Below are 22,403 nucleotides of genomic sequence, written 5' to 3'. Positions count from 1 at the left end.
TTCAGCCCCGCCGACTGGCGCGCTGGCTGCGGTAAGTATCGAGGACCACGGCAATCACGATCACGGCGCCGGTAATGATACGTTTAGTCGGTTCCGTCGCGCCGATCTGTGCCAGCCCAGCGGCCAAGACCGAAATAATCAACACCCCGAAGAACGTACTGATGACCGAGCCACGCCCGCCCATCAGGCTGGTGCCGCCGATCACCACGGCGGCGATCACTTGCAGCTCCAGGCCCGAACCGGCATTCGGGTCCGCCGCTTCCAGGCGCGAAATCTGGAACAGCGCCGCCACACCGGCCAACAGGCCCATCAGGCTGAACACCAGAATCTTGTATGGCTTGGGGTTAATACCCGCCAGGCGCACCGCTTCTTCGTTGGTACCGATGCCGATCAGGTAACGCCCGAACACAGTACGGGTCAGCACCAACTGGGCCGCGATGATCACCAGCAAGGCGATAATGAACGACGGGGAAATACCAAAAGCAATCGGGTTGGACAGCCAGGCAAACGAGTCACCGATATAAGCGGTGCGCGAGCCCGTCATCTGGTAGGCCACGCCGCGGGCCATCTCCAGCACGCCGAGGGATACGATAAATGACGGAATGCGCCAGGCCACCGTGATGGAACCGGTGATGGTGCCGGCCAACGCCGCGCAGCCCATGCCCAACAGGGCGGCGGGCAACACGCTCCAGCCCCAGCCCAGGATCGCCACGCTGACTGCCGAGGCTGCCAATGCCAACACCGAGCCCACGGACAGGTCGATGCCGCCAATGATCAGGATGAAGGTCATGCCCACCGCGAGCACCATCAGGTCAGGAATCTGGTTGGCCAGGGTGCTGAAGGTGTCATAGGACAGGAAGTGATCGCTGAGCACCGAGAACAGCGCAATCATTGCCAGCAAGGCACCTGCCAGCCCCAGGTAAGTACCCAGGCCATAGAAGTTGCCGCCAGTTTTACCGGGGGAAATGCTTGTTTTCATGGGGTATTCCTAGGCGCGGCTTCGTTGAGCAGCGCATCACGTTTCTGATAGCCGGCAAAGGCGGCGGCGAGCAATTCGTCCTGGGTCCAGCTGTCACGCTCGAAGGTCTCGATCAGCCGCCCGGCGGACAACACACCGATGCGGTCACAGATCAGCATCAGCTCACGCAGGTCACTGGACACCACTACCAGCGCTTTGCCCTGACGGGTCAACTCACCGAGCAAAGCGTAGATGTCGAACTTGGCACCGACGTCGATACCACGGGTGGGCTCATCGAACAGCATCACCGCGCAATCGCGCTCCAGCCAGCGGCCAATCACCACCTTCTGCTGGTTACCACCCGACAGCTCGGACACCAGTTGCGTCGGGCTGGAACTGCGGATACGCATGGCGTCGATCTGGCGCTTGGCCAGAGCGGTTTCGTTGCGACTGTTGACGACGCCACCGCCGGAAATTTCCGGCATGTTGCCCAGGGCGATGTTGGCGCTGATGGATTGGGTCAGCAGCAGGCCCTCACCCTTGCGGTCTTCGGTGATCAAGGCAATACCATGACCGACCGCGTCCACCGGCGAGCGAATGCTCACCACCTTGGCCGGCGAACCCAAGGCCACGGTGCCGCTGTCGGCCGGATCGGCGCCGAAGATCAGGCGCAGCAACTCGGTGCGGCCGGCGCCGATCAGGCCGGAAATGCCATAGATTTCACCGGCGCGCACTTCAAAGGACACATCGCGGACCTTGTCCGAACGGGTCAGGCCCTTCACCGTCAAGGCCGGGCCTCCGATGGTGCGCGGGCCCAAATCGATGTGTTCACCCAGTTCGCGACCGACCATCAAGGTCACCAACTGCTCACTGTTGTAATTGGCCATCGGCTCGACGCAGACCAGCTTGCCGTCGCGCAATACTGCAATGCGCTGGGCGACACGGGCCAACTCTTCGAGCCGGTGAGAAATATAAATGATCGCCACGCCTCGAGCCTGCAGGCGCGTGATTTGTTCGAACAGCATCTCGACTTCACGAGCAGTAAGCATCGCCGTGGGCTCGTCGAGGATCAGTACATGGCAGTCGCCGATCAGGTTACGGGCGATCTCGACCATTTGCTGGTGACCGATGCCCAGGCTGCCCACCAGCGTGTCCGGGTCGATCGCGTCCAGGCCGACTTGGGCCATGGCTTCGATCGCGGCTTTGCGCAGTTGTTTGCGGCTGATCCAGCCACAGCGGCTCGGCAGGTTATCCAGGAATAGGTTCTCAGCCACGGTCAGCGTCGGCAGCAGGTTGAGTTCCTGCATGACCATGCGCACGCCCAAGGCTTCGGCTTGGGTGCGGCTGGCGGGGCGGTAATCCTGACCATTGAATTGCATGTGCCCGGTAGTGGGCGTGACCAAGCCACCGATGATCTTCGACAAGGTGCTTTTGCCTGCGCCGTTCTCACCGGTCAGCGCCAACACTTCCCCGCGATTGAGCGTCAGGGTGATGTCGGACAGAACCGGTTGGGCATAGGTCTTACCGATACCGCTGACCGAGAGGACAGCGTTCGGGGCGGAAGATGACATAGGAAAATCTCCAGGCGCCCGCTCAGGACGAGCGGGCGCTGTTGGGTACTGCCAGGATTACTGCTTGATGACGAGTTCGACCGGGGTTTCGATCACGCCATCTTTGGCATCGACTTTCTCACCCTTGACCAGCTTCAGCGCGTTCTGGATACCAAACACGGCTTGCTGGGCAGCGGCCTGGTCAGCGGTGGCCAACACACGACCGTCCTTGAGCATTGGTTTGATCGCGTCAATGTTGTCATAACCCACAACCAGCACCTTGCCGGCCTTGCCTGCCGCACGCACGGCGGAAACAGCGCCCAGGGCCATGTTGTCGTTACCGGCCAACAGCGCCTTGATATCCGGTGTTTCGCTCAGCATCGCTGCCGCGATCTTGTTGCCTTGGTCGATTTCCCAGTTACCGGATTGGGTGGAAACAATCTTCATGCCTGCCGCGTCCATCGCATCCTTGAAGCCTGCGGTGCGCTGCTGGGCATTAGTGGTAGTGGGTACGCCCTCGATGATGCCGACCTTGTCACCGGCGGCCAGTTGCTTGGCCAGGTAGTCGCCCACCAGCTTGGAGCCTTTGCGGTTATCCGGGCCTACGAACGGGATATTGAGGTTTTTGCTTTTGAGTACTTCCGGGTCCAGGCGGTTGTCGATGTTGACGACTTTGATACCGGCATCGGAAGCTTTCTTCAGCACACTGGCGAGTGCCTTGGAGTCGGCGGGAGCGATGACAAGCGCATCGACCTTGGCGTTGATCATTTCGTTGACAATGGCGATCTGCGCGCTGGTATCGGTTTCGTTCTTGATGCCGTTGGAGATCAACTTGAATTCTGTTGGGTGCGCTTTCTGGTAGTCCTTCGCACCGTCGGTCATGGTGACGAAAAACTCATTGGCAAGGGACTTCATGACCAAACCCACGGTAGGCGTTTTGGCAGCGTCATCGGCAAATGCAGAAGAGAGAGGCAAAGCGGCGGATGCGGCAGCAAGCACAGCAACAGCAAGAAGACGTCCAGCAAATGGCAGCTTCATGGGTTCACTCCGATCTTATGATTATTGTGAGCAACGCTTGCACCGAAGACCCCTTCGGCAGCCCTCCCACTTGGGCGGCTGATACGAGCTGTCACGATGTGCCAAGGGCGCAGTGAAACATCTCGCAAACGTTTGCGTTGAGTAAACTATGAGAACCTTGTCGAGATTTGTCAACGGTAGCAGCAAGGCTTTCACGGACGCCCTCCACGCCCTCCCTTCAGCTATCGGCCGCTGATACGTTTAAGCAAGCTCGCCCTCTCTGACCTTCGCTGAAACGACAGCCTGGGTGGCGAATGATCATGCAGGGTGCCCGGACAAATCGTGAACGCTTTTCGGACAACCGAACACCACAGCCCTTCTCGTTCGGAAAGCCGGACAGCACCGACCCCCACCAAACCGAAACCCTGCTTTAAGTTGTTTTAAATCAATAAGTTAATTTAAAAAAACCAACATACTCAGCCTGGTACAAATCCTGCTCTTTCTCAGCACCTCGCGGCGTTCAGAACCGCCCGGGTGTTCTAGATGAACCTGCTACAGCACTCATCAAAAACCAGAGAGAAAAATAATGAAATCTGCATTGAAGAACGTTATTCCGGGCGCATTGGCCCTTCTGCTGCTGTTCCCCGTTGCCGCCCAGGCAAAGGAAGTTGAAAGCAAGACCAAACTGTCCAACGTGGTCATCCTCGCCACCGGCGGCACCATCGCTGGCGCCGGCGCCAGCGCGGCCAACAGCGCCACCTACCAGGCAGCCAAAGTCGGCATCGAACAACTGATCGCCGGCGTTCCTGAGCTTAGCCAGATCGCCAATGTTCGCGGCGAACAAGTAATGCAAATTGCGTCGGAAAGCATCAATAACGAAAACCTGCTGCAATTGGGTCGCCGTGTCGCCGAATTGGCAGACAGCAAGGACGTGGATGGCATCGTGATCACCCACGGCACCGACACCCTTGAAGAAACCGCCTACTTCCTGAACCTTGTGGAAAAAACCGACAAGCCTATCGTGGTCGTCGGCTCCATGCGCCCAGGCACCGCGATGTCGGCAGACGGCATGCTCAACCTGTACAACGCCGTTGCGGTCGCAGGCAGCAAGGAAGCCCGCGGCAAAGGCGTGCTGGTGACCATGAACGACGAGATCCAATCGGGTCGCGACGTCAGCAAGATGATCAACATCAAAACCGAAGCCTTCAAGAGCCCATGGGGGCCAATGGGCATGGTCGTTGAAGGCAAATCCTACTGGTTCCGCCTGCCGGCCAAGCGTCACACCATGGATTCTGAGTTCGACATCAAGACCATCAAAAGCCTGCCTGACGTTGAAATTGCCTACGGCTACGGCAACGTGAGCGACACCGCTTACAAAGCATTGGCCCAAGCGGGCGCCAAAGCGATCATTCACGCCGGTACCGGCAATGGCTCGGTATCGTCCAAGGTCGTTCCAGCATTGGTGGAATTGCGCAAGCAAGGCGTGCAGATCATTCGTTCTTCCCACGTCAACGCCGGTGGCATGGTTCTGCGTAACGCCGAACAGCCAGACGACAAATACGACTGGGTCGCCGCCCTTGACCTGAACCCGCAGAAAGCCCGCATCCTGGCCATGGTCGCACTGACCAAGACCCAGGACAGCAAGGAACTGCAACGGATCTTCTGGGAATACTGATCCCTGCTGATTCACCTGTAGATGCTTTTGTGGCGAGGGAGCTTGCTCCCTCGCCATATTCAACCCCTCTCCCCCCGCACCTCAACAAACTTCCTGATTCGCTGTCAGACGAACTTCTTGAAATTTAAGCAGTTGCGAAATTGCCTACAGTTAAATACTGTATGTGCGTACAGCCAATTAAGGAATGTTCTGTGGCAAAGCCCTCTTCCGCAGCCCCTGCATCGCCTGACGCCTACCAGCGCCTGGCTATCCGCGTGCAAAAAATCATCAATTCGACCAACGCCCAAAAAGCCAAGGCAGCGTTGATCTTCCGTTTACCCGATGAACCGGAGACCGATTGGCAACGTTTACTGGAAGAGATTTCGGAAAACGACAACGTCACCCTCGCCTATCGAGATGACGGTGGCGTGCAGATTTTCTGGGTTGTGCCGAAGGAAGATTGATTCAATGAGTGCCCGTTTTATTGCTGTGTGCTGTCTGTTTTTAACCGTCACCGCCAACGCCCAAGCCCCTCGAACCTTCAGCGAAGCCAAGAAAATCGCCTGGAAGCTCTACGCGCCGCAATCCACCGAATTTTATTGCGGCTGCAAATACACCGGTAACCGGGTCAACCTGAAAGCCTGCGGTTACATCCCCCGCAAAAACGCCAACCGCGCCGCGCGCATTGAGTGGGAACACATCGTACCGGCCTGGCAAATCGGGCATCTGCGCCAATGCTGGCAAAATGGCGGGCGAAAAAACTGCACGCGCCATGATGAGGTGTTCAAGCGCGCCGAGGCAGACCTGCACAACCTGGTGCCGAGCATCGGCGAAGTGAATGGCGACCGTAACAACTTCAGCTTTGGCTGGCTGCCGGTGCAAAGCGGGCAGTATGGCTCATGCCTGACCCAGGTGGACTTCAAGGCAAAGAAAGTCATGCCGCGCCCGTCCATTCGCGGAATGATCGCACGTACGTATTTTTATATGAGCAAGCAATACGGCCTACGCCTGTCGAAGCAGGACCGGCAATTGTATGAAGCCTGGAACAAGACCTATCCGGTGCAAATCTGGGAGCGCCAGCGCAACCAGACCGTGGCTTGCGTGATGGGGCGCGGCAATGAGTTCGTCGGCCCGGTCAACCTGAAGGCCTGCGGCTGAACGTGGGCGGGGCTGCCCGCCCACCTGGCCTGCTGCTACTGCGCAGCCTTGTGTTCGATGATCTCCGACACGGTGTCGTTTTTCTTGGCCCGTGCCATTTTTTCGTTTAGCAGCGCCTGCTTGGCTTCGGCCTCGGCTTTGGTCGCGAACGGCCCCAATAGCACCTCATCCTTGCCGTCGACTTTGACGATATAGAAATTGAAGCCGTGTTCCAGCAACCAGGCGGTCAGGTCGGTGATCGCCTGCAGCTTGTGGTCCGGCGGGCCGACCCGTATATCCCACTCCTGAGCGGCAATCGCACCGGTTTGCGGCAGGCTTTCGGTCACGGCAGGCTTGGCCTTGGGGGCATCGACCGACTTACCTTCACCGCATCCGGCCAACGCCAACACCACAATTGCCATCGCTACTTTACGCACTGCCCTGCTCCTTTGAGGATCAAAGAGGCAACTTTACCATTCACTGTCTATTCTGGCCGTCATAAACGTTGGCTTAAACAATGCGAATCATGTATCGCGACCTGTATGATACCGCCATGGGAATTAATGTCGCCTCTATGCGTCCTAGAAAGAGGCAGTCACAGGGAAGCGCTTCGCAGTAAGCTACACACATCCGACACCTACCCTGTCTGAACATGTGTCCTTAAAAGTAATTCAAGGAGAAGTCCATGCTTATACTCACCCGCAAAGTCGGTGAAAGCATAAACATCGGTGATGACATTACGATCACCATCCTGGGCGTTAGCGGCCAGCAAGTACGAATCGGCATCAACGCCCCTAAGGATGTTGCCGTGCATCGCGAGGAGATTTACCAGCGTATCCAGGCCGGCCTGACTGCACCCGACAAAAACCAGACGCCTTGAAACGCCTCCAGTAGCCAGCCTTTTCGTTCACTGTAACGGCTGGCGAAAACCCAATTGGCCTGCTCGCGTTTCCCCGCGTGACCAGCGCGCCTTGAGCTTTCCCTTCGCTGCAAGATGAAACTGTCAGGGTATCCGGAACTTGTCGCGCTATTGGCAGCCCAATTTCTGACACTTTATCCTGCCATCCGAGTGCATTTCAGGAACACGTCGATGAGGCCAGCCGCGTCGCAATCCCTTGTTTCCAGATCCTGGATGATTGCCCTGTTGATAGGGCTGACCTTCGTGGCACTCGGGTGTGGCCTGAGAATGGAAGTTGAAGGGGCCGATCCCGACACCCATTCCTGGGTGGATCTGGCGCTTCTACTCTGTGGCTACCTGCTTGTGTTCTGCCTCAAGCCCATCCAGAAGGTGATCTTGCGCAAGCTGTGTCAGCGCGCCGCTCATCGCGCCCATGAAAAAGCCGCACGCTGAGGGCGTTTAGCGGTTATCGGATCGCCGGTATTTACACCGCCGCACCACCACCTATCATTGGGCTTGCGTTGCGCAGCTAATCAAAGGTGCAAAAGCAGATGGACACCCTCAACAAATCCCAAATCGAAAAAGCCTTGGCAGAACGCCTGCCGAGCTACAGGGTTGAGTGCACGCTGCATGCCGACGGCACCCTGTCAGCCGTGCTCAGCGGCCCAGAGACCGATCACTTCGCGATTACCGGCATCGTGCGTGCGCACTATCACGGTACAGAGGCCATCAACCAGCTCGCCACCGAGATACTCAGGGAAATGGTGATGTCGCGCCAAGGCATGAAAAACAGCCGGTTGCAGGCGCTATCAGACTCCCTCGACTGCCTGGAAGGCCGAGACCGGTAACGGACTTAAGGACAGCAAGCCATCAGCCCCACGCTCGGCTTTCAACGCACTATATTCCTCGATGCAAGCATGGGCAGTCACCATCGGCGCCATGTGTGTCGAGGTCACCACCATGATATCCGCCCCCGCCGCTTCCCCAGCCTGAATGCCCACTGTGGCGTCCTCGAACACCAGGCAGTCTTGCACCGGCACGCCCAGGCGCTGGGCACCCAGCACATAACAGGCCGGATCGGGCTTGCCCGTCTTTACATCTTCGGCTGTCACCAGTACCGCCGGCACCGGAATGCCCGCCGCTTGCAGCCGGCGCACGGCCAACGCTTTTGGCGCAGAGGTGACCAACGCCCATTGATCGACGGGCAGGCTGGCCAAAAACGCCACCGCGCCGGGAACTGCCACGATGCCTTCGACATCGTCCAGCTCAGCCTCGGTGATCCATTGGGCTTCTACCTGTGGATCGACACCCGGCAACGCCTGGCGGGTGATCGTATCAATCGCGCGGGCACCATGAATGGTGTGCAGGAACGCTTCCACATCCAAGCCATGCCGTGCAGCCCAGATGCCCCACACGCGCTCCGCAGCCGCAATGGAGTTGAGCAGGGTCCCGTCCATATCGAACAGAAAGGCGCGGTAACGCCGGGTAAATACGTTTGGAGTTGGGCTGGACACTGCACGGCTTCCTCATGGGCTGGGCCCCTGCAATCTACGGATCACCTTGACGCTTGTAAACGCCGAGATCTGGCCCGTCAGTTCCGAGGCAAAAATGACGAACTTGTCATGATCCTGTTGGTTGGCTGTTGGGGTCGCCTGGTTACCGTGAGCTCACTACCCACCCGGAACGTGAGACACCACCATGAAACTGATTGCCCTGGGCTTCGCCGCTTTGCTCGTCACTGGCTCGGTATTCGCTGCCGACGCCGCCCCTGCCGCCAACGTGATCCATGACAAGACCGGCTTCTTCGTGCACCTGGATGTCGCCAAGGTGCTGTCGAGCACCGACACCTACGGCCAATGCGGGGTTGTGCCGGCGCAACTGCGCTACCTGGACCACCAAGACCGCGAACATGTGCTGGATTACCAAGTCCAGGGCACCGGTTGCGCCAATGACAATTGATCGGGCTACACTGGCGCAACTTATTGAAGCAGAGCACTTCCCATGAACATCCTTGTAGTCGAAGACGAACCCAAGGCCGGCAATTATCTGCTCAATGGCCTGCAGGAACTGGGGCATTGTGTGAGCCTGGCCCGCGATGGCGTGGACGGTTTGCACCAGGCCCTTGAAACGCCCTTCGACGTGATCGTACTCGACGTGATGATGCCGAAAATGGATGGCTGGGAAGTGCTGCGTCGCCTGCGCAAAGAGGCCGATACGCCGGTGCTGTTCCTCACCGCCCGCGATGACATCGCCGACCGCATCAAAGGCCTTGAACTGGGTGCCGATGACTACCTGATCAAGCCCTTTTCGTTCGCCGAACTGGTGGCGCGCCTGCGTACCCTCAACCGTCGTGGCCCGAGCCGGGATGAAGAGCAACTGCACATCGCCGACCTGCACATTGACGTACTCAAACGTCGGGTCACCCGCGCCGGCACGCGCATTACCCTGACCAACAAAGAGTTCGCCCTTCTGCACCTGTTTGCCACGCACCAGGACCAAGTGCTGTCCCGCTCGCTGATTGCTTCGCGGGTATGGGACATGAACTTCGACAGCGACACTAATGTGGTGGATGTCGCCGTGCGCCGCCTGCGCCTGAAAATCGACGACCCGTTCCAGCTCAAGCTGATCCACAGCGTGCGGGGCATTGGCTACCGCTTCGATACCCAGCCATGAGCCGCCAGCACCCTTACTCCCTGACCCTGCGCCTGGCATTGATCTTCGCCCTGCTCGCCTTCGCCCTGCTGGCAACCCTGGGCGTGGCGCTGTACCGGGAGCTGGAGCGCGAACTGATCCGCCGCGATGACGCCGCGCTGATATCGCGAGTGGATCAGTTGCGCAACCTGCTTAACGACAGCAATACCTTGGACTTGATCAAGACTAAGCCAGAGCTGTTCCAGAACATGCTGGGCAATCGCGAATCCGTGCTGAGCATTGCCGCCCCCGGCAAACAGCCACTGCTGCTGGTAAACCCGGGGAATATTGAGTTGCCGTCGATCCAGCCGCTGCCCAAGGATCACAAACTCATGTTGAGCGACGTGCAACATTTGCCAGGCCTGAACGGTATTCCCTTCTCGCTGGTGGCCGTGGCTATCGACTCCGGCGACCTGGGCAGCCTGCAAATCACCAGCGGCCGCCTGATGACCGAGCGCACCGCGGTGCTCGCCAGTTATCGACTCAGCGTCTACATCCAGGCGAGTATCGCCGCGATCATCCTGGCGCTGGTGGGTTACCTGCTGGTTCATCGCGGCTTGCTGCCGTTGCGCCGCCTGGCCCGGCATGCCCAAGGGATCGGCGTCAGCAACCTGGCCGAACGGCTCGACAGCCACGGCGCACCGAAAGAATTGCTGCCCATGATCGACTCGTTCAACACCATGCTTGAACGCCTGGCCAAAGGCTTTGTACAACTGGGCCAAGTGTCCACCGACATGGCCCATGAACTGCGCACCCCGATCAACAACCTGCTCGGCGAAACCCAGGTGGCCCTGCAGCAGCAGCGCAGCATCGAGAGCTACCAGCAACTGCTGGCCTCCAATGTCGAAGAGCTGGAACGCCTGGCGCGAATGCTCGACAACATGCTGTTCCTGGCCCGCACCGACCCCGCCAGCGCACTGCGCCAACGCCAGGCGCTGGACGCAGCGGATGAAGTGGAACGCATCGCGGATTACTTCGAGGGGCTGGCCGGTGATGTGGACATGCACATCACCGCCTTGGGCGAAGGGGTGATCTGGGCTGAACCGATGTTGCTGCGCCGTGCCCTGGCCAACCTGTGTGCCAACGCCATCAAGTATGGCGCGCCGGGCTCGGAGCTGAGTATCCAGGCAGTGCCGGATGGCGCGGGCATCAACCTGAAAGTCAGCAACCAAGGCCAGACGATCCCGGCTGAGCACCTGCCGCGGCTGTTCGAACGGTTCTACCGGGTGGATGAATCCCGCGAGCGTTCATCCCAGTCCAACGGCCTGGGGCTCTCGATCGTGGCGACCATCATGCAACTGCATAACGGGCGGTACCGTGTAAGCAGTGAAGATGGCGTGACCTGTTTTGAGTTGTTTTTCCCCGGCCGTGAAGCCTGAGGGCGCTACACCTCAATCAAACGCACCGTTCAGAACTTCGTAGATGATACCGGTCGCAATGGCCACCAATATCAAGTCGGTTCCCGCTTGCTGCCATTCGTAACCATCATAACGAGGCAACTGCCCCAGCAAGCGGCCGTCCAGCTTCTTGGCAATACCAGGCGGCAGGGGCTTGCCGCGTGCCAGGTTTTTCTGAATGCCAGGCGGTAAGGCTGGCCCTGGGCGCCAATAATCGCGGTGACCGCCCAGCACGTTCAGTACAAGACCGCGATCAACGCTGAAGTCGTTCCTGGATTGGCCGCCCTTGTCTTTGGCCTTACCCGGCCCGCCCTGGGCATTACCTTTGTTATTACCGTGACCTTTGCCGTTGTCCTGCCCACCATAGGCATCACCCTTGTTATTGCCTTGGCCTTTGCCATTACCTGGATCTGCAAGGGCAAGGCCACTGGTGACGGACAGTGCAAGCGACAACGCAGCCGATACAAGTTTCGTACGCTTTAACATGGCGACTTTCCGAGGCAAGGGTGTGCTGGAACTGTAGTTGAAATTGCAACACAGCGTACAGCTGTCAGCTGATCTGGCCACCGGCAAGGACAACATCCGCCTGGGTTTGCCAGGCTGCCAGCGCCGCAACCCGCAGCCCTTCCACGGTTGTCGATAGCACCATCGACGGCTCGCTCGATCCGGGCAAGCCGGGAACGTGAATAAACCCACTGCGCACCCCAGTCCCCACCAAGGCGTGCTGCAAACGATAAAACACCTGGTTGCACACAAACGTCCCCGCCGTCTGCGATACCGAGGCCGCAATACCCGCCTCACGCACCGCCTTGACCATGCCCTTGATCGGCAACGTCGAGAAGTACGCCGCCGGGCCGCCCTCCACCACTGAGGTATCAATTGGCTGAGCGCCCAGATTGTCGGGAATACGCGCATCGTTAACGTTGATCGCAACGCGCTCGATGGAAATATCACTGCGCCCAGGCCCCAGGCCTGTGGCGATGACCATTGCCGGCTGCAGTTCGTTGATCAACTGCAGCAAGGTCTCGGCCGCGGTGGCAAATGCGCAGGGCAAGCAACGCGCAACTATCTGCACCCCCTCGCACAACTGCACACCGTCCAACTGGCGCACGGCCTCCCAAGAAGGGTTTACCGCCGCCTTATCAAAGGGCTCGAAGCCCGTCAGCAATACGTTTTGCACAATGACCTCACATCAACAGGTAAAGCAGCACGATATTGACCACCAGCATCATCAGCGCCGTGGGTATCTGGGCCTTGATCACCGCATTTTTGTCCGGCAGTTCCAGTAGCGCCGCCGGTACGATATTGAAGTTGGCCGCCATGGGCGTCATCAACGTACCGCAATAGCCCGAGAACATACCAATGGCCGCCATCACCGCAGGGTTGCCGCCGTAAATCCCCACCAGCACCGGCACGCCGACGCCACCGGTCATCACCGGAAAGGCCGCAAAACCATTGCCCATGATCACGGTAAACAAGGCCATGCCCAACACATAGACCATCACCGCCACCAACTTGTAGTCCAGGTTGATGTAGGTGGTGGTGACATGAGCGACCGCCGTGCCCACCCCGGCCTCATTGAACAACAGCCCGAGCATCGCCAGCATTTGCGGGAGCACCATGGCCCAGCCCAGGGCTTCGGTCAGGCGACGGGATTCGCGTAACGCTTGTACCGGCGTATCCCGGGTCAGCCAGCAGGCCAGGCCAAGGGCGATCAGGCAACCGATGCCCAGGGAGACGAAGGTGGTGTTCTTCGGGTCCAGCAGCGGTACACCACCGATTTCGGTGTGTTTGAGCAACACTGAGCCAATCACCGTGGTCAGCGGAATCGCCAACGCCGGGATGAACAGTTTGTGGCCCAGGCGCCCGGCACTGGCGCGGGACGCCTTGTCGTGCAATTCGGCATGCTGGCCACGACCAACGCCGCCCAAGCCCGCAATCAATGCCATCACCACCACACCCACTCCGATGACCACCGAAGGCAAGCGCTCGCCTATAAGGAACGGTACGGCGAACAACAACCAGAACAGCGCACTGGACCAGCGCTTGGGGTGGGAACGGTCGAGCAGGATCATGCCGGCGGTGATCAGCAACAGCACGCCCGCCAGCCAGTACAGGTATTGAATGGAAATAATCATTGAGCAGCCTCCACTGGAGCGGTGGCCGAGCTCATTTCGCGGGTCAAGCGCCGGTCGAAACGATGCAACCGGATAGCGTGAATGATGAAGGCGCAGATCGCCGTCGGGATGCCCCACACCGCAATGTGCAGCGGCTCCACATCAATCCCCGAGCCAAGCAGGAAGGTGTGCATCAACGCAATCGCACCAAAGGCCACGAAGATGTCCTCACCAAAGAACAACCCGACGTTGTCGGTGGCAGCGCACATGGCCAGTACCTTGTGGCGTAGCTTGTCAGGCAGCTTGCCATAACGTTTTTCTGCGGCGCCCTCGGCCATCGGTGCCAGCAGCGGCCGCACCATCTGCGGATGCCCACCCAGGCTCGTCAACCCCATGGCAGCCGTGGACTCCCGCACAAACAGATAGATGATCAGCAAGCGCCCGACCGTGGCGCGTTCGAAGCGTGCAATCCAGTTCTGCGCATGCAGGCGCAGGCCATGGCGTTCCAGCAGGCCAATCACCGCCAGCGGCAATAACAGAATCAGTTGCAAGGCACGGGTCTGAAGGAAGCCATCGCCCATGGTGGCGAGAATTTTTTCCAGCGGGAACTGGGCGGCAAGCCCGGTGGCGATGGCGGCCGCGGTGACCACCAACAGCGGATTGAAGCGCAATACAAAGCCGACCACGATGACAAGTACGCCGATCAACGGCCATAAGTTCACAACAGTTTGCATGGCGAAGAGGTCCTTTAGTGCGCGCTGCGGCGCCATTACAGCAGGATGTGGGCAAAGGGCTCACAGCATGAAAATGGCGTGCAATCGGCTCGGTTTTTTATTGTTGACCTGGAAGGTCGAGCGTCAGTGGCGGCAACTTTGCTGCCTGGGGACGGGGGTGTCCAACAAGAAAAATTGTTGCTGCAAACCAATAATTTTTGTGGGGGGATGGCATCGGGGGTACGGCACCATGGAGAGATTCAGCGCAGTTTTTTTGGAAAAGACGTGAGGATGAACTCGCTATGGCGTCGGCAGGGAAAATTCCTGATCTGCACCTATACTCCACGGTGCAGCTGTGTGTACTTGCAGTTCATTCACGGTGTCACGCCGACAATGAGGGTTCCCGCTATGTATGCCGGACAAATGAGTAATATGGCGACCACGCTTGGCGAAATACGCTGCCAGCTGTTCGCCCAGGTAATTTGCCTGCTGGCGGTGGCGACGCTTTTCGCCTGATTGGACATACAAGCCCTGAAAGGACGCCGCCCGGCGTCTTGACTTTCCTTTGCCCAAATTTCAGGCAACAAAAAAGGGCCCACCTTTCGGTGAGCCCTTCCAGACCGCCCAGCAGAGCGGATTTTGTTTGGTAGGCGCGATTGGACTCGAACCAACGACCCCCACCATGTCAAGGTGGTGCTCTAACCAACTGAGCTACGTGCCTGCTGTGAGGCGGCATTCTACGGAATTCCGGAGGGGTGTCAACATCTTTTTTGCAGCTAACCCTATGAATATGCGAATTTTTTATTTGCGCCGGGTACACCCGTGATTTTCGGGTGGCTGGCAGGCAATTTTCAACTCAGGTAGGATCGGCGCACTCGTAAAAAATATAAAACAGAGGTTCCAGGATGGCGAACACCCCCTACCCCCAGTCGTATTACGCCGCTTCTGCGAATGCAGTTCCGCCCCGTCCTGTGTTGCAAGGTGAGGTCGAGACCGATGTGTGCGTGATCGGGGCCGGCTATACCGGGCTTTCCAGTGCGCTGTTTCTGCTGGAGAACGGCTTTCGCGTTACGGTGCTGGAAGCCGCCAAGGTCGGTTTTGGTGCCTCGGGTCGCAACGGTGGGCAGATCGTCAATAGTTACAGCCGCGATATCGACGTGATCGAGCGCAGCGTCGGGCCTCAGCAGGCGCAGTTGTTGGGGCAGATGGCGTTTGAAGGCGGCAGGATCATCCGTGAGCGCGTGGCCAAGTACCAGATCCAGTGCGACTTGAAGGACGGTGGCGTGTTCGCCGCCCTCAACAGCAAGCACATGGGCCACTTGGAGTCGCAGAAGCGTCTGTGGGAGCGCTACGGCCATACGCAACTGGAGTTGCTGGACGAGCGACGCATCCGCGAAGTGGTGGCCTGTGACAACTATATGGGCGGCTTGCTGGACATGAGCGGCGGCCATATCCACCCGCTCAACCTGGCGCTCGGTGAAGCCGCGGCTGTGGAATCTCTGGGCGGCACGATCTATGAGCAATCGGCAGCGGTGCGCATCGAGCGCGGCGCTAATCCGGTGGTGCATACCGCCGAAGGCAAGGTCAGGGCCAAATTCATTATCGTCGCGGGGAACGCTTACCTGGGCAATCTGGTGCCGGAGCTGGCGGCCAAGTCGATGCCGTGTGGCACCCAAGTGATCACCACGGCGCCACTGGGCGATGAAGTAGCCAAGACTTTATTGCCACAGGATTACTGTGTCGAGGACTGCAACTACCTGCTCGACTACTACCGCCTCACCAGCGACAAGCGCCTGATCTTCGGCGGCGGCGTGGTGTATGGCGCGCGGGACCCGGCGAATATCGAAGCGATTATACGGCCGAAAATGCTCAAGGCATTTCCGCAACTGAAGAACGTGAAGATCGACTACGCCTGGACTGGCAATTTCCTGCTGACCCTGTCGCGTTTGCCGCAGGTCGGTCGCCTGGGTGACAACATCTATTACTCCCAGGGCTGTAGCGGCCATGGCGTGACGTACACGCACCTGGCAGGCAAAGTACTGGCAGAGGCCTTGCGGGGTCAGGCAGAGCGTTTTGATGCGTTTGCGGGTTTGCCGCATTACCCGTTCCCGGGTGGGCAAATGTTGCGCACGCCGTTTGCGGCGCTGGGGGCTTGGTACTACGGGTTGCGAGATAAATTCGGGATGTAAACACTGTAGGAGCGAGCTTGCTCGCTCCTACAGGGCTGCGCTTCAGAGCCGGTCGCGAGCAATCCCGCTGCGAATCCGCACGATATCCGCCAATACCGCCAACGCAATTTCCGACGGCGTCCTGCTCCCCAGGTTAAGCCCGATGGGCGCGTGTATCCGCGCCAGTTCAGGCTCCCCCAACCCACCGATGCGGCGCAGTCGCTCAAAGCGCTTCTGCGAGGTCTGCAACGACCCCATCACGCCAATGTAGAACGCGTCGGTACGCACCGCTTCCATCATCGCCAGATCGTCGATACGCGGGTCATGCGTCAGCGCAACCACCGCCGTATCACGGTGACAGCCGCCATCGGCAATAAACACCGACGGCAACTGGCGACGAATCTCCACGCCATTGAGCACCACGCCTTCGAGCACTTCATCGCGTGGGTCGCAGAGAATCACTTCGAACCCGAGGCCGACTGCAAACTCGGCACACGCCTGCGCCACGCTGGAGTACCCGGCCAGCAATAGACGCTGAGCCGCACCGACGCGGAGGCGCACCCGCTCACTGTCACGCTCGATGCGCGCGCCCTGCTCACAATCAGCGACCAGGCGGCGCGCCCCGCTGGCCAGGTCGACCTGGCGAATCAAGCGCCGCTGCCCGAGCAGCGCCGACTCCACTTCACGCAGGTGCGCCTGCACCTCGCAGTCAGGCTCGAACTTCTCAACCAATACTTCGAGAATGCCGCCGCAGGGCAGGCTGACCCGCGAGCGCGGATCGTCCCCTGCGCCGTAGCGCACCACGTTGACCGCATCGAGAAACGCACCGTCAGCGACGCGTTCGAGAAAGTCTTCCTCGACGCAACCACCCGACAACGACCCAATCCACTGCCCTGCGGCGTTCACTGCCAGCAACGAACCCGGCGCACGCGGCGCCGAGCCGTAGGTGGCCAGTACCGTACAGAGCCAGATGCGTTGCCCGGCCACCGACCACTCCAGCGCCCGTCGTATCACCTGCAGGTCCAGATGCTGCATGTCAGTGCGCCTTGTGCTCGATGGACGGCGCCTCAGCCTGCAACTTCTGCACATCGCTCACCGCCAGCTCCGCCGATTGCCCGCCCCAGCCTTGGCGCAGGTAATTGATCAGATCGGTGAGTTGCGCCGGGCTGAGTTTTCCAGCGAAGCCCGGCATCGGTTGCATGTGCTCGAACCCGGAGAACTTCTGCTCACCGATCCCGTCCTCGATCACCCGCACCAGGTTGCGCGGGTCTTCCAGACGCAGCGTGGTGTTGCCGCGCATCGCCACCGCGATGTGCGGCTTGCCTTCACCACCGGCGGCATGGCAACCGGCACAGACGTTCAGGTATTCCTGGCGGCCGCGCAGAGCGCTCGGGCCGAGCTTGTCCACCGGCACTTCGACCAACGCCTTGGCTGCCGGCGGTTTATCGCCGAGCAGGAAGGTCGCCATCGCGGCCAGGTCCGTATCGCTCAGGCCCTGGGTGCTGTTGTGGAACACCGGGAACATCTCGTTGAACATCGTCCCTTGGGCGCTCATGCCGTGCTTGAGGAACGTGGCCAGGTCCTGCTCATTCCAGCCGCGCGCGGCCAGGTCCGTGGCGAGCAGGCTGGGCGCCAGATAGCCATTGAGGATGCCGCCGGTCAGGCGCTTGTCCAGCTCCATCGCACCGGGCAGGCCACGTGGCGTGTGGCATTCGCCGCAGTGGCCGAGCACTTCGACCATGTACTGGCCGCGCTTCCAGGCTTCGCTCTTGCCTTCGGCCGGTTCCAGTTTCAGCGCTTTGCCGTACAACACGTTCCAGCCCATCAAGCCCAGGCGCACGTTGAAGGGAAAGCTCAGGCTCGTGACCGGCGCTGCGCGCTTGATCGGCTCGATGGTTTTGAGGTACGCATGAATGGCGTCCGAGTCTTCACGCGGCATCAGGTGGTACGAGGTGTAGGGCATCGCCGGATACAAGTACGCACCGTCGCGACGCTTGCCTTCGGTCAACGCAGCGAAGAACTCGTCATCGCTGTACAAGCCGATGCCGTGTTCTTTGCTTGGCGTGATATTGGTGCCATAGATGGTGCCAAACGGCGAGACAATCGGCAGGCCGCCGGCAAACGGCGCACCGCCCGGTGCAGTGTGGCAGGCCATGCAGTCAGCGGCGCGGGCGAGGTATTCGCCGCGCTTGGCTTGATCATCAGCGTGGGCAAACAATACCGGCGCGGCCAGGCCGACCGCCAAGGCCAGGCGGGTCAGAAAAAGCTTCATGCTTAACCCTCCTTGACCAGGCCGAGATCGGTCAGCACGTTGCGGGTGGCGTTGTAATAACGCACGTACCCGGTACAACGGCAGACGTGATGACCGAGGCTGTCCTCGATGATTTGTTCCAGCTTGCTGTACACGGTCGGCTGGCGTTGCAGTTTCTCCACTAACACGGTCGCCGCATTGACGAAGCCCGGCGCGCAATAGCTGCACTGAAAGGCGAACTCATCCACGAAGCGCTGCTGGATCGGGTTGAGCTCAGTGACCTGGCCCGACTCATCGCGCTTGGCGTGGCCTTCGATAGTGCGCACTTGCTTGCCTTCAAAGTAATGCGCGCCGGTGATGCAGGTGCGCACTTCTTCGCTGGTGCCGTCCGGGTTGTCGACGATCACCACACAGGCGTGGCAAATGCCTTGGCCGCAGCCCAGCCGCGAGCCCGTGAGGTTTTTGTATTCGTGCAGGTAGTCGATCATCGGCAGGTCATCAGGGATGTCCACCGGGCCGACGGGTTGACCATTGAGGGTCAGTTGAAGCGGACGGTTAGCCATTGAGGGCCTCCTTGATGCGTGCAGCCGTGATTGGCAGGTCGCGAACACGTTTACCGATGGCGTGTGCCACCGCATTACCAATGGCCCCGACAATCGGGATCATCACCACTTCAGCGATACCTTTGGACGGGTCGCTTGGCGACAGCGCCGGCAGAATCTCCGAGGTCTGTTTCCATACGGCAACGTGACGCGCCATCGGCAGACGGTAGCGGTTGAAGTTCCAGTCGCCCTCCCCCGGCCCGCCTTCGTACAACGGCATTTCCTCCATCAACGCGTGACCGATACCCATGGCCACTCCACCTTCGAGCTGGCCTTTGACCAACTCTTCAACCAGCACACGCCCGCACTCGACCCATGAATGGTGATTGAGCACTTCGACCTGCGCCGAACCCTTGTTGACCTTCAACTCGACCAACGTGGCGACGGGGCTGTAGTACGTCACCGCAGCGTTATTCAACTGGGTGGCGGGATAGCTGGCGTTCTGGCGATCGAGCAGGTGGAAACCGGCAGTGCTCATCAGCGCCTGCTTGGCTTTCGGTGCGCCATCGCCGTATTTCACCGCCAGACCGTCGAGCGGCAGGCGCTCGCGCACACCGTCGATGCTGTACTCAGCCTCGGCCCAGCTCCAGCGGTTGAACCCGTGGACCGTGGCAGCGGTGACCAGGCCGCGCTCATGAGCGCGCTTGGCCAGTTCTTCAAAGCTCAATGGCTGCATGCCGTTGGCAGTGAGCTTGCCGTCCACCCAATGTGCGTCTTCGCGGCGCACCACATAGGGGTTGGCCTGGCCGCCGAACGGGCCCTGGCGCCAGATCTCCAGCGCCGCTGGCCACAGGCCGTGGTTGAACAGCACACGCGCCGCTTCACGGGTGGCGTGGCTGAAGTAGTACGCCGAGTTGGTCGCGGACGACGCCGACGCGAGCTTGCCCACCCAACGCGGGTTGCGCAGCAGGTTGTCCTGCTCGGCCTGGCTCATGGTGTAGGGGTTGCCGCCGGTGACCAACTGCATTTCCTGCCATTGTGTTTCGCCGGTCTTCACTTCGTGGGCCGGGCTGCCAAGGAAGTCGGCGACCACCAGCGATTGCGAAGTGGACATGCCGGTGCCGATTTCGATCCCGATGTGGCGCAGGCTGATGCGGCCGTCAGCGCTGAATTCAACACTGGCCATCGGCGCTTCGGAACCGGTGCCGAAGTCTTTCTGGCAGATGGCAAAACCGACGCCATACCAGTTATCCGGGTCTGCGGCTTCGCGCTGTTGCTTGATCGCGTCGCGGTTTTTCCATACGTCGTGCGCAGCGGCCTTGTCGAGAATTTCGTGCAGCCGCAACGCACCGGCAGGGATCGCTCCCTGGGTGTTCTTCATGCCCGAACGCAGTGCGTTCTTGCGCCGCAATTCAATGGCATCCACACCGAGGCGACCGGCGATTTCGTCGACCATCATTTCGGTCGCCGCCATGCTTTGCAGGGTGCCGTAGCCCCGCATCGAACCGGCTTCAACGCCACGGGAATGGTACGCGGTGACTTGCAGGTCGTTCTGCGGCATGTAGTAGATCGACTGCGCCGCCGTGGCGCCGACCGCAGCCACCGACGGGCTGTAGTTGATCCGGCCACCGCCGTCGACGCTCATGTCGGCGAGGAAGATTTTGAAGCTGTGGTCGTTCTTGTCGACCGCCAACTGATAGCGGATATCGAACGGGTGACGCTTGATGCCGCTCTGGAATTGCTCGTAACGATCATTGGCCAGACGCACCGGTACACCGGCGCCATACAACGCAGCGAGGGCGGCGTAGTAGACGAAAATGTTGTGGTCTTTGGAACCGTAACCCACGGTATAACCCGGATGCATGTTCAGGTGGGCCAGGCCGAAGCGCGACGGCGAGATCATCTTGGCGGTCTCGGTCGCCACTTCCAATGGGCACTGGGTGGCCACCACAAAGTGCAGGGTCTTGGTCGCCGGATCGTACCAACCGTTGCCGTTGTCCGGCTCCATGGCGGCCGGTTCGATCGATGGGGTTTTGTAGCGCTCGTCAAACACCAGCCAGTTGTCCGGTGGCGTGTTGATCTGGCTTTTCATGCGCTCGGCGTAGAACAGCCCGCGCTCGGTCAGGTTGCCGTGCAGGTTTGGCTGGGAATTCCACACCGGGCGACGGTTTTTCAGCATCGGGAACAGGATCGAATCCTTGAGGCTGGCGAATTCGTCTTCGTCGGCCGAGGTCGGGCCACCCACGCGCACGTAGCGGAAGCTACCGTAGGGGTCACCTTCGTAATACGGCACTTTGGCACCGTAACGAATCGCCTTGTCATTGAACTTGAGCTTGTTCTTGGCCTGACGGAAACGCTCGAAGTCGTTCCAGATCAGGATCGCCACCGGGTGACCGATGAACATCGGCACTTTGCCCTCGGGCAACAACGGATCCGGCGCATGTTCTTCCGGGAAGACGATACCGTCTTTGTCCAGGTCGGCAGCGGTGACAATGCGGTCCGGCTGCAACTCGGCGCCAAGCCACGACAGGTCGTAGCCCGCGTAGATGTGGTCGGCCTTGATGGTTTTGAGCAACATGGCGTGACCTTGCTGCTGGGGCCAGCCAGGCATGTCCTTGGAACGGATGTCGCGGGCAAACACCTTGCTGCCGCAGACTTTCGACAAGGCATCGTTACGCTGGCGCGCCTTGCCGTTATGGCCGAGCCACTTTTCAGACGGCACGGTCACGCTGTTTTCCATCAAGGCAGCCAGCGTCTGGGTGCTGAGCGGCGTGAGCGTGACACTCACACCCGCCACCAGCCCGCCCTGAAGGAACGAGCGCCGGGTTATTTCACGGTTGGACATGGATCATCCTCTGAGCGGTTATAAATCCGCCCTTATGGTTAAGTACACCGAATCTGGAGACTTGCAGAAGCCTTTCTCGACGAATCAAAAGGCCATGATGACAGTGCAAAGTTGACCGAAGGGTTAACTTTAAAGGTTTCTGCGCCTGCGGCAAATAACCACATTGAAATTTTTTGACACAAGAACGCAAAAACGGCCGACAGAATCGAAATGATCTGTCGGCCGTTTGCCGATAATGAGCGCTGGTGGTAGCGAAGAAGATGAGGTTTTTTCCAAACCCCAGACACAAAAAACCCCGGTCTTTCGACCAGGGTCTTTGCTATCGGATCAAGGTGAGCCAGTGGCTTTCCTTGTGCTTCAAGGCGTTCAGTGGGCCTTGAGGCAGATATGGCGCAGCGGACGGGACTCGAACCCGCGACCCCCGGCGTGACAGGCCGGTATTCTAACCGACTGAACTACCGCTGC

23 protein-coding genes and 2 tRNA genes are annotated in these 22,403 nt (G+C 59.6%); 10 read left to right on the top strand and 15 right to left on the bottom strand.

All coding sequences use genetic code 11. The features are described from left to right. Nucleotide 1 precedes the first annotated feature (1 nt). Genes BOP96_RS12305 through BOP96_RS12295 form a run of 3 tightly spaced genes read right to left on the bottom strand, consistent with a single transcriptional unit; the run spans nt 2 to nt 3,546 of the window. Nucleotides 2-979, bottom strand: coding sequence for an ABC transporter permease (locus BOP96_RS12305; protein WP_003192502.1), 978 nt, complete (start codon nt 977-979; stop codon nt 2-4). Continuing rightward, on the bottom strand, nt 976-2,529 hold the full coding sequence (locus tag BOP96_RS12300) for a sugar ABC transporter ATP-binding protein (RefSeq protein WP_019820902.1): 1,554 nt from the start codon (nt 2,527-2,529) through the stop codon (nt 976-978). The genes BOP96_RS12305 and BOP96_RS12300 overlap by 4 nt, the downstream gene beginning before the upstream one ends. A 57-nt stretch (nt 2,530-2,586) precedes the next feature. Further along, the gene (locus BOP96_RS12295) at nt 2,587-3,546 is read right to left on the bottom strand and encodes a sugar ABC transporter substrate-binding protein (protein ID WP_014719130.1); all 960 of its coding nucleotides are present in this window, start codon (nt 3,544-3,546) and stop codon (nt 2,587-2,589) included. Between the two features lie 565 nt (nt 3,547-4,111). Between BOP96_RS12295 and BOP96_RS12290 the strand changes: the two genes are divergently transcribed. The 3 genes from BOP96_RS12290 to BOP96_RS12280 all read left to right on the top strand — a co-directional run bounded on the left by BOP96_RS12290 (nt 4,112) and on the right by BOP96_RS12280 (nt 6,337). Continuing rightward, complete coding sequence (locus BOP96_RS12290; RefSeq protein WP_019820900.1) at nt 4,112-5,200, top strand: asparaginase; 1,089 nt, start codon at nt 4,112-4,114, stop codon at nt 5,198-5,200. 191 nt (nt 5,201-5,391) lie between these two features. After that, entirely contained in the window at nt 5,392-5,643 is a 252-nt protein-coding gene (locus BOP96_RS12285; RefSeq protein ID WP_014719132.1) for a DUF1654 domain-containing protein, read from the top strand. A 4-nt stretch (nt 5,644-5,647) separates the two neighbouring features. Continuing rightward, nucleotides 5,648-6,337, top strand: coding sequence for an endonuclease (locus tag BOP96_RS12280; RefSeq protein WP_019820898.1), 690 nt, complete (start codon nt 5,648-5,650; stop codon nt 6,335-6,337). 35 nt (nt 6,338-6,372) lie between these two features. Here the strand turns inward: BOP96_RS12280 and BOP96_RS12275 are convergent, their stop codons facing one another. Next, nucleotides 6,373-6,738 carry an SPOR domain-containing protein gene (locus BOP96_RS12275; protein WP_019820896.1) on the bottom strand — a complete coding sequence of 122 codons (366 nt, stop codon included), beginning with the start codon at nt 6,736-6,738 and terminating at the stop codon, nt 6,373-6,375. A 263-nt stretch (nt 6,739-7,001) separates the two neighbouring features. On the opposite strand from BOP96_RS12275, the gene csrA reads away from it, so the two are divergent. From csrA to BOP96_RS12260, 3 genes are all read left to right on the top strand, one after another. Beyond that, nucleotides 7,002-7,196 (top strand): carbon storage regulator CsrA, encoded by a 195-nt coding sequence (gene csrA, locus BOP96_RS12270; RefSeq protein ID WP_003192511.1) that lies wholly within the window; start codon nt 7,002-7,004, stop codon nt 7,194-7,196. A gap of 210 nt (nt 7,197-7,406) precedes the next feature. Next, nucleotides 7,407-7,667, top strand: coding sequence for a hypothetical protein (locus tag BOP96_RS12265; protein ID WP_014719135.1), 261 nt, complete (start codon nt 7,407-7,409; stop codon nt 7,665-7,667). A 98-nt stretch (nt 7,668-7,765) separates the two neighbouring features. Next, nucleotides 7,766-8,062, top strand: a complete 297-nt coding sequence (locus BOP96_RS12260) for a hypothetical protein (RefSeq protein ID WP_014719136.1) — start codon at nt 7,766-7,768, stop codon at nt 8,060-8,062. Here BOP96_RS12260 and BOP96_RS12255 read toward each other — a convergent pair. Beyond that, complete coding sequence (locus BOP96_RS12255; RefSeq protein WP_014719137.1) at nt 8,024-8,728, bottom strand: HAD family hydrolase; 705 nt, start codon at nt 8,726-8,728, stop codon at nt 8,024-8,026. The two genes, BOP96_RS12260 and BOP96_RS12255, sit on opposite strands and share 39 nt — an antisense overlap. 184 nt (nt 8,729-8,912) lie before the next feature. Between BOP96_RS12255 and BOP96_RS12250 the strand changes: the two genes are divergently transcribed. Genes BOP96_RS12250 through BOP96_RS12240 form a run of 3 tightly spaced genes read left to right on the top strand, consistent with a single transcriptional unit; the run spans nt 8,913 to nt 11,284 of the window. Next, nucleotides 8,913-9,173, top strand: a complete 261-nt coding sequence (locus BOP96_RS12250) for a DUF2790 domain-containing protein (RefSeq protein ID WP_014719138.1) — start codon at nt 8,913-8,915, stop codon at nt 9,171-9,173. A gap of 42 nt (nt 9,174-9,215) precedes the next feature. Next, nucleotides 9,216-9,887 (top strand): heavy metal response regulator transcription factor, encoded by a 672-nt coding sequence (locus BOP96_RS12245; RefSeq protein ID WP_003192516.1) that lies wholly within the window; start codon nt 9,216-9,218, stop codon nt 9,885-9,887. Beyond that, on the top strand, nt 9,884-11,284 hold the full coding sequence (locus tag BOP96_RS12240) for a heavy metal sensor histidine kinase (protein WP_073452816.1): 1,401 nt from the start codon (nt 9,884-9,886) through the stop codon (nt 11,282-11,284). Before BOP96_RS12245 ends, BOP96_RS12240 begins: the two co-directional genes overlap by 4 nt. 12 nt (nt 11,285-11,296) lie before the next feature. Here the strand turns inward: BOP96_RS12240 and BOP96_RS12235 are convergent, their stop codons facing one another. The 5 genes from BOP96_RS12235 to BOP96_RS12210 all read right to left on the bottom strand — a co-directional run bounded on the left by BOP96_RS12235 (nt 11,297) and on the right by BOP96_RS12210 (nt 14,853). Next, nucleotides 11,297-11,788, bottom strand: coding sequence for an anti-virulence regulator CigR family protein (locus BOP96_RS12235; protein WP_014719140.1), 492 nt, complete (start codon nt 11,786-11,788; stop codon nt 11,297-11,299). A gap of 64 nt (nt 11,789-11,852) precedes the next feature. Continuing rightward, nucleotides 11,853-12,482: a pyroglutamyl-peptidase I gene (gene pcp, locus BOP96_RS12230; RefSeq protein WP_072433801.1), complete on the bottom strand. Its 630-nt coding sequence runs from the start codon at nt 12,480-12,482 to the stop codon at nt 11,853-11,855. A gap of 7 nt (nt 12,483-12,489) precedes the next feature. Then, the gene (locus BOP96_RS12225; RefSeq protein ID WP_056785791.1) at nt 12,490-13,440 is read right to left on the bottom strand and encodes a DUF979 domain-containing protein; all 951 of its coding nucleotides are present in this window, start codon (nt 13,438-13,440) and stop codon (nt 12,490-12,492) included. Continuing rightward, a complete protein-coding gene (locus tag BOP96_RS12220) occupies nt 13,437-14,153 on the bottom strand; it encodes a DUF969 domain-containing protein (RefSeq protein WP_014719143.1) in 717 nt (238 codons plus the stop codon). The genes BOP96_RS12225 and BOP96_RS12220 overlap by 4 nt, the downstream gene beginning before the upstream one ends. Nucleotides 14,154-14,776: 623 nt before the next feature. Further along, nucleotides 14,777-14,853 (bottom strand) — tRNA-Val (locus BOP96_RS12210). 184 nt (nt 14,854-15,037) lie between these two features. Between BOP96_RS12210 and BOP96_RS12205 the strand changes: the two genes are divergently transcribed. Continuing rightward, nucleotides 15,038-16,321: an NAD(P)/FAD-dependent oxidoreductase gene (locus tag BOP96_RS12205; protein WP_073452814.1), complete on the top strand. Its 1,284-nt coding sequence runs from the start codon at nt 15,038-15,040 to the stop codon at nt 16,319-16,321. A gap of 42 nt (nt 16,322-16,363) precedes the next feature. Here BOP96_RS12205 and BOP96_RS12200 read toward each other — a convergent pair whose 3' ends face one another. From BOP96_RS12200 to BOP96_RS12180, 5 genes are all read right to left on the bottom strand, one after another. Next, nucleotides 16,364-17,335 carry an XdhC family protein gene (locus tag BOP96_RS12200; protein WP_014719145.1) on the bottom strand — a complete coding sequence of 324 codons (972 nt, stop codon included), beginning with the start codon at nt 17,333-17,335 and terminating at the stop codon, nt 16,364-16,366. Nucleotide 17,336: 1 nt separating this feature from the next. Next, nucleotides 17,337-18,572 carry a c-type cytochrome gene (locus BOP96_RS12195; RefSeq protein ID WP_032903797.1) on the bottom strand — a complete coding sequence of 412 codons (1,236 nt, stop codon included), beginning with the start codon at nt 18,570-18,572 and terminating at the stop codon, nt 17,337-17,339. 2 nt (nt 18,573-18,574) lie between these two features. Further along, the gene (locus tag BOP96_RS12190; RefSeq protein WP_014719147.1) at nt 18,575-19,114 is read right to left on the bottom strand and encodes a (2Fe-2S)-binding protein; all 540 of its coding nucleotides are present in this window, start codon (nt 19,112-19,114) and stop codon (nt 18,575-18,577) included. After that, nucleotides 19,107-21,938: a xanthine dehydrogenase family protein molybdopterin-binding subunit gene (locus BOP96_RS12185; RefSeq protein WP_073452811.1), complete on the bottom strand. Its 2,832-nt coding sequence runs from the start codon at nt 21,936-21,938 to the stop codon at nt 19,107-19,109. The genes BOP96_RS12190 and BOP96_RS12185 overlap by 8 nt, the downstream gene beginning before the upstream one ends. Before the next feature lie 388 nt (nt 21,939-22,326). Then, a tRNA-Asp gene (locus tag BOP96_RS12180) sits at nt 22,327-22,403 on the bottom strand.

Source organism: Pseudomonas sp. FSL W5-0203, from assembly GCF_001896155.1.
Taxonomy (GTDB): Bacteria; Pseudomonadota; Gammaproteobacteria; order Pseudomonadales; family Pseudomonadaceae; genus Aquipseudomonas; species Aquipseudomonas paracarnis.
The sequence above is the reverse complement of the archived record's forward strand: the minus strand, read 5'-3'. Positions and strand labels throughout refer to the sequence as shown.

What these genes read in the sequence shown, in the direction of transcription:
- BOP96_RS12305 (WP_003192502.1), bottom strand. Translation starts at nt 979, where the DNA reads ATGAAAACAAGCATTTCCCCCGGTAAAACTGGCGGCAACTTCTATGGC.
- BOP96_RS12300 (WP_019820902.1), bottom strand. Translation starts at nt 2,529, where the DNA reads ATGTCATCTTCCGCCCCGAACGCTGTCCTCTCGGTCAGCGGTATCGGT.
- BOP96_RS12295 (WP_014719130.1), bottom strand. Translation starts at nt 3,546, where the DNA reads ATGAAGCTGCCATTTGCTGGACGTCTTCTTGCTGTTGCTGTGCTTGCT.
- BOP96_RS12290 (WP_019820900.1), top strand. Translation starts at nt 4,112, where the DNA reads ATGAAATCTGCATTGAAGAACGTTATTCCGGGCGCATTGGCCCTTCTG.
- BOP96_RS12280 (WP_019820898.1), top strand. Translation starts at nt 5,648, where the DNA reads ATGAGTGCCCGTTTTATTGCTGTGTGCTGTCTGTTTTTAACCGTCACC.
- BOP96_RS12275 (WP_019820896.1), bottom strand. Translation starts at nt 6,738, where the DNA reads ATGGCAATTGTGGTGTTGGCGTTGGCCGGATGCGGTGAAGGTAAGTCG.
- csrA (WP_003192511.1), top strand. Translation starts at nt 7,002, where the DNA reads ATGCTTATACTCACCCGCAAAGTCGGTGAAAGCATAAACATCGGTGAT.
- BOP96_RS12265 (WP_014719135.1), top strand. Translation starts at nt 7,407, where the DNA reads ATGAGGCCAGCCGCGTCGCAATCCCTTGTTTCCAGATCCTGGATGATT.
- BOP96_RS12260 (WP_014719136.1), top strand. Translation starts at nt 7,766, where the DNA reads ATGGACACCCTCAACAAATCCCAAATCGAAAAAGCCTTGGCAGAACGC.
- BOP96_RS12250 (WP_014719138.1), top strand. Translation starts at nt 8,913, where the DNA reads ATGAAACTGATTGCCCTGGGCTTCGCCGCTTTGCTCGTCACTGGCTCG.
- BOP96_RS12245 (WP_003192516.1), top strand. Translation starts at nt 9,216, where the DNA reads ATGAACATCCTTGTAGTCGAAGACGAACCCAAGGCCGGCAATTATCTG.
- BOP96_RS12240 (WP_073452816.1), top strand. Translation starts at nt 9,884, where the DNA reads ATGAGCCGCCAGCACCCTTACTCCCTGACCCTGCGCCTGGCATTGATC.
- BOP96_RS12235 (WP_014719140.1), bottom strand. Translation starts at nt 11,788, where the DNA reads ATGTTAAAGCGTACGAAACTTGTATCGGCTGCGTTGTCGCTTGCACTG.
- BOP96_RS12225 (WP_056785791.1), bottom strand. Translation starts at nt 13,440, where the DNA reads ATGATTATTTCCATTCAATACCTGTACTGGCTGGCGGGCGTGCTGTTG.
- BOP96_RS12220 (WP_014719143.1), bottom strand. Translation starts at nt 14,153, where the DNA reads ATGCAAACTGTTGTGAACTTATGGCCGTTGATCGGCGTACTTGTCATC.
- BOP96_RS12205 (WP_073452814.1), top strand. Translation starts at nt 15,038, where the DNA reads ATGGCGAACACCCCCTACCCCCAGTCGTATTACGCCGCTTCTGCGAAT.
- BOP96_RS12200 (WP_014719145.1), bottom strand. Translation starts at nt 17,335, where the DNA reads ATGCAGCATCTGGACCTGCAGGTGATACGACGGGCGCTGGAGTGGTCG.
- BOP96_RS12195 (WP_032903797.1), bottom strand. Translation starts at nt 18,572, where the DNA reads ATGAAGCTTTTTCTGACCCGCCTGGCCTTGGCGGTCGGCCTGGCCGCG.
- BOP96_RS12190 (WP_014719147.1), bottom strand. Translation starts at nt 19,114, where the DNA reads ATGGCTAACCGTCCGCTTCAACTGACCCTCAATGGTCAACCCGTCGGC.
- BOP96_RS12185 (WP_073452811.1), bottom strand. Translation starts at nt 21,938, where the DNA reads ATGTCCAACCGTGAAATAACCCGGCGCTCGTTCCTTCAGGGCGGGCTG.